Source organism: Streptomyces sp. NPDC003691, from assembly GCF_053981115.1.
Genome location: NZ_JBSFNQ010000191.1, coordinates 1 through 4,787, shown reverse-complemented (window position 1 = coordinate 4,787; position 4,787 = coordinate 1). Strand labels below are relative to the sequence as shown.

The window sequence follows — 4,787 nt, the reverse complement described above, 5'->3', positions numbered from 1 at the left end:
GTACCGATGGCCTCACGCGGTGAAATGCCGAAGAACGCGGGGTCGAACTCCGCTGCGTCGTAGAGGAAACCGCCTTCGCGGGCGTACGAGGTCCCCGGGTGGTCCGGGTCCGGGTGGTACAGCCGCTCGATGTCCCAGCCACGGTCGGCCGGGAAGTCCCCGACGGCATCGGTCCCCCCGGCCACCAGCTCCCACAGCTCCTCCGGCGAGGACACCCCGCCCGGGAAACGGCACGCCATACCGACGATCGCGATCGGCTCGTCGGCGTCGGCCGCCACCACGGTCTCGGCGGCCCGCTCGGCGCCGCCGAACAACTGCTCCAGCAGATGGTCCGCCAGGACCAGCGCCGTCGGATAGTCGAAGATCAGCGTGGCGGGGAGCTTCAGCCCGGTGGCCGCGTTCAGCCGGTTCCGCAGCTCCAGTGCGGTCAGCGAGTCGAAGCCCAGGTCGCCGAACGCGCGCTCGGGGTCCACCTCCTCCGTACCGGCGTAGCCGAGTACGGCGGCGACCTCGGACCGCACGGTCTCCAGCAGGGCGCGCGAGCGGTCGGCGGCCGGCAGCCGGGCCAGGCCGTGCGCCGCTTCGGGCGTTCCCGTCCGCACACTGCGCCGTACCGGCCCGCGTACAAGTCCGCGCAGCAGCGGCGGCACGGGGCCGCCGGGCGCGAGGTCCAGCCTGATCGGTACCAGGACGGGTGCGGTGAGGCCGTGGGCGGTGTCGAAGAGCGCCAGTCCCTCGTCCGGGGTCAGCGCGCCGGAGGTGTTCCGTCCGGTCATGCCCGACGCCCACTGTCCCCAGGCGAGGGAGAGCGCGGGCAGGCCCTCGGACCTGCGGTGCTCCGCGAGGGCGTCGAGATAGGCGTTGGCGGCGGCGTAGTTGCCCTGGCCCGCGTTGCCGAAGACACCGGCGGCCGAGGAGAACAGTACGAAGTGGCGCAGGCCGAGGCCCGCGGTCAGCTCGTGGAGATGCCAGGCCGCGTCGACCTTCGGCCGCAGGACGGCGCTGATCCGCTCCGGGGTCAGCGACGACAGGACACCGTCGTCCAGCACACCGGCGGTGTGCACGACACCGGTCAGACCGTCGATGCCGTCGAGTACGGCCGCGAGGGCCGCCCGGTCCGCGACATCGCAGGCGACGACGGTGACATCGGCGCCCACTTCGGTCAGCTCGGTCCACAGGTCGACGGCGACGGGGTCGGCCTCACCGCGGCGGCTCGCGAGCACCAGCCTGCGTACGCCGTGGCCGAAGAACAGATGCCGGGCGACCAGTCCGCCCAGGGCGCCGTTCGCCCCGGTGACAAGGACGACGTCTTCCCGGCCGAAAGCCGCGGCGGTCTCGGCGGGCGGCTCGGCGTGATCCCCGGACTCGGCGGACTCGTGGGCCTCCGGGGCCACGGTGACGGGGACCCGGGCGAGACGGCGGGCGAACACCTTGCCGTCGCGGACGGCGACATGCGGTTCGCCGGACGCCAGCACTCCGGCGAGCAGCTCGGGCGACGGCGAATCCACCGTCTCGACGACGGTGAACCGGCCGGGCTCCTCGGACTGGGCCGACCGGACGAGACCGGACACCGCGGCACCTACCAGGTCCCCGGGCCGCACCTCGACGACCAGCGGGCCGCCGTCATGGGACCGCAGCAGGTCCAGCACCCGGGCCAGTTCCTCGTGCACCCCGGTGACCGGGTCGCCGGGCGCGATCCGGACGGTCTCGACCGCCGGGTCGGCCTCGGCGGCCGGAATGGTCAGGTGCGCCCACTCCGGTACGTACAGCGACTCGTGGTGCCCGCCGTACGCGGCGGCACCGGTGAGCTTCCGCAGGACCACCGCGCCGACCTCGGCGACGGGCAGCCCCTCGGGGTCGGCGAGGGTCAGGGTCACGGCGTCGGTCCCCGCGGGGGCGATCCGCACCCGCAGCGCGGCCGCGCCGGAGGCCGTCAGCGACACCCCGGACCAGGAGAAGGGAATCCGCCCGGAGTCGGAGAAGAAGTCGCCGATGCCGATGGCGTGGAGGGCGGAGTCCAGCAGGACGGGATGGAGACCGAAGCCCGCCGCATCGTCGACCGCGACCTCCGCGAACACCTCGCCCCCGCGCCGCCACGCGGCACGAAGACCCTGGAACCCGGGACCGTACTCCAGACCGTCGTAGAACCCGGTCAGGTCCACCGCCTCGGCACCCGCCGGCGGCCACTCCACCAGCCCCTCACCCACCGGAGCACCCGAACCCAGCACACCACTCGCATGCCGCGTCCACACCTCGTCCACCGACGAGTGCAGTTCCACGGTGCGGCGGCCGTCGTCGTCAGCAGCGCCCACCGTCAGCTGAACCGCGACACCACCCCGCTCGGGCAGCACCAGCGGAGCCTCCAGCGTCAGCTCCTCCACCAGATCACAACCGACCTGGTCACCCGCCCGCACCGCCAGCTCCACCATCGCCGCACCCGGCAACAGCACCGCACCCGACACCACATGATCAACCAGCCACGGATGCGACTCCACCGACAACCGCCCCGTGAACACCACACCGCTGCCGCTTGCCAGGCCGATGGCGGCGCCGAGCAGCGGATGCCCGGTCGCCCCCATGCCGAAGGCGGACGCGTCACCGGTCCGGCCCGCGGCGCGAGGCCAGTAGTGCTGATGCTGGAAGGCGTAGGTGGGCAGGTCGGTGCGGCGGGCGCCGGTACCGGTAAAGAGCGCGGCCCAGTCGACGGGGGTGCCGGTGGTGTGGAGGCGGGCGAGCGCGGTGACCGCGGACTCAGCTTCGGAGCGGTCGCGCCGCAGCAGCGGAACACCGCCGTCGGCGAGGGCGGAGAGGATGCCGTCGGGACCGATCTCCAGGAAGGACGTCACGCCCTCGGTACGGAGCTGCTCCAGGGCGTCGTGGAAACGGACCGCGTCCCGGACATGGCGTACCCAGTACTCGGCATCGACCTCGTCCGGCTGACCGGCAATGGGCACACTCGCCCGCTCGTACGACAGCGACTCCGCGACCGTGCGGAACTCGTCCAGCATCGGGTCCATCAGATGCGAGTGGAAGGCATGGCTCACCCGCAGCCGCTTGTTCTTCCACCGCGAGGCCAGCGCGAGAACCGCGTCCTCATCGCCCGACAGGACCAGCGAGCGCGGCCCGTTGACCGCCGCAATGTCCACACCATCGGTCAGGTGCGGACGTACGTCCTCCTCCGAGGCCTCGACGGCGACCATCGCGCCACCCTCGGGCAGCGCGCCCATCAGCCGGCCGCGGGCGGCCACCAGCGTGCAGGCATCGTCCAGGGACAGCACTCCGGCGACATGGGCCGCCGCGATCTCACCCACGGAGTGGCCCGCCAGGAAGTCCGGCCGCACACCCCACGACTCCACCAGCCGGAACAACGCCACCTCGACCGCGAACAGCGCCGCCTGCGTGAACTCCGTCCGGTTCAGCGCCTCCGCGTCCGCCCCGAACACCACATCCTTCAGCGGCAGCTCGAACCGCTCACACACCGCGTCGAACGCCCCCGCATACACCGGAAACGTGTCGTACAGCTCCCGGCCCATGCCGAGGCGCTGGCTGCCCTGACCGCTGAACAGGAACGCCAGCCGCCCCGGCCCCGCAGTGCCCTGTACGACACCGGCCGACGACACCCCGTCCGCCAGCGCCCGCAGTCCGGCCCGGACCCCGTCCGAGTCCCGGCCCACCACCACCGCACGCTGCTCCAGCGCGGCCCGCGACACCGCCGCCGAAAACGCCATATCCACCAGCGGCGCATCCACCCCCAGCAACCGCTCCGCCTGACCCCGCAACGCCTCCGCACTGCCCGCCGACACCACCACCGGAACCACCGGCGGCACCACCGGCTCCGCACGCTCACCCTCAGCCCGAGGCACTTCTTCAATGATGGTGTGTGCGTTGGTGCCACTGATACCGAAGGACGACACCGCAGCCCTGCGCGGCCCCTCAGCCGTCCACTCACGAGCCTCGGTAAGTAGTTCCACCGCACCCGCCGACCAGTCCACATGCGACGACGGCTCATCAACATGCAGTGTCTTGGGCATCACACCGTGCCGCATCGCCATCACCATCTTGATGACACCCGCGACACCCGCCGCCGCCTGCGTATGACCGATGTTCGACTTCACCGAACCCAGCCGCAGCGGCTGGTCCTCCGGCCGGTCCTGGCCGTAGGTGGCGAGCAGGGCCTGCGCCTCGATGGGATCGCCCAGGGTGGTGCCCGTGCCATGGGCTTCCACGACGTCGACATCGGCGGCCGAGAGCCCCGCCGAGGCCAGGGCCTGCCGGATCACCCGCTGCTGCGAAGGACCGTTCGGCGCCGTCAGACCGTTCGACGCACCGTCCTGATTCACCGCGGAGCCGCGCACAACCGCCAGCACCTGATGGCCGTTACGGCGCGCGTCGGAGAGCCGCTCCACGAGCAGCATGCCGACACCCTCGCCCCAGCCCGTACCGTCCGCGGCCTCCGCGAACGCCTTGCACCGGCCATCGGCCGCAAGACCACGCTGACGCGAGAACCCGATAAAGGTCCCCGGCGTCGCCATCACCGTCACACCACCGGCCAGCGCCAGACTGCACTCACCCTGACGCAACGCCTGCACCGCCAGATGCAGCGCCACCAGCGACGACGAACATGCCGTATCCACCGTCACCGCGGGACCTTCGAGGCCGAAGGTGTACGACACCCGGCCCGACGCGATACTCCCCGTACCGCCCGATCCCATCGAACCCTCGGCGGCATCCCGCGAACTCTCCAGCAGGCCCGCGTAGTCGTGGTACATGACGCCCGCGAAGACGCC

Annotated in this window: 1 protein-coding gene; it reads right to left on the bottom strand. The window is 72.0% G+C overall.

Annotation, left to right across the window (positions count from 1 at the left end; all coding sequences use genetic code 11):
• A partial coding sequence (locus ACWDR0_RS34550; RefSeq protein WP_456355797.1) for an SDR family NAD(P)-dependent oxidoreductase occupies positions 1 to 4,787 on the bottom strand: 4,787 nt, incomplete at both ends.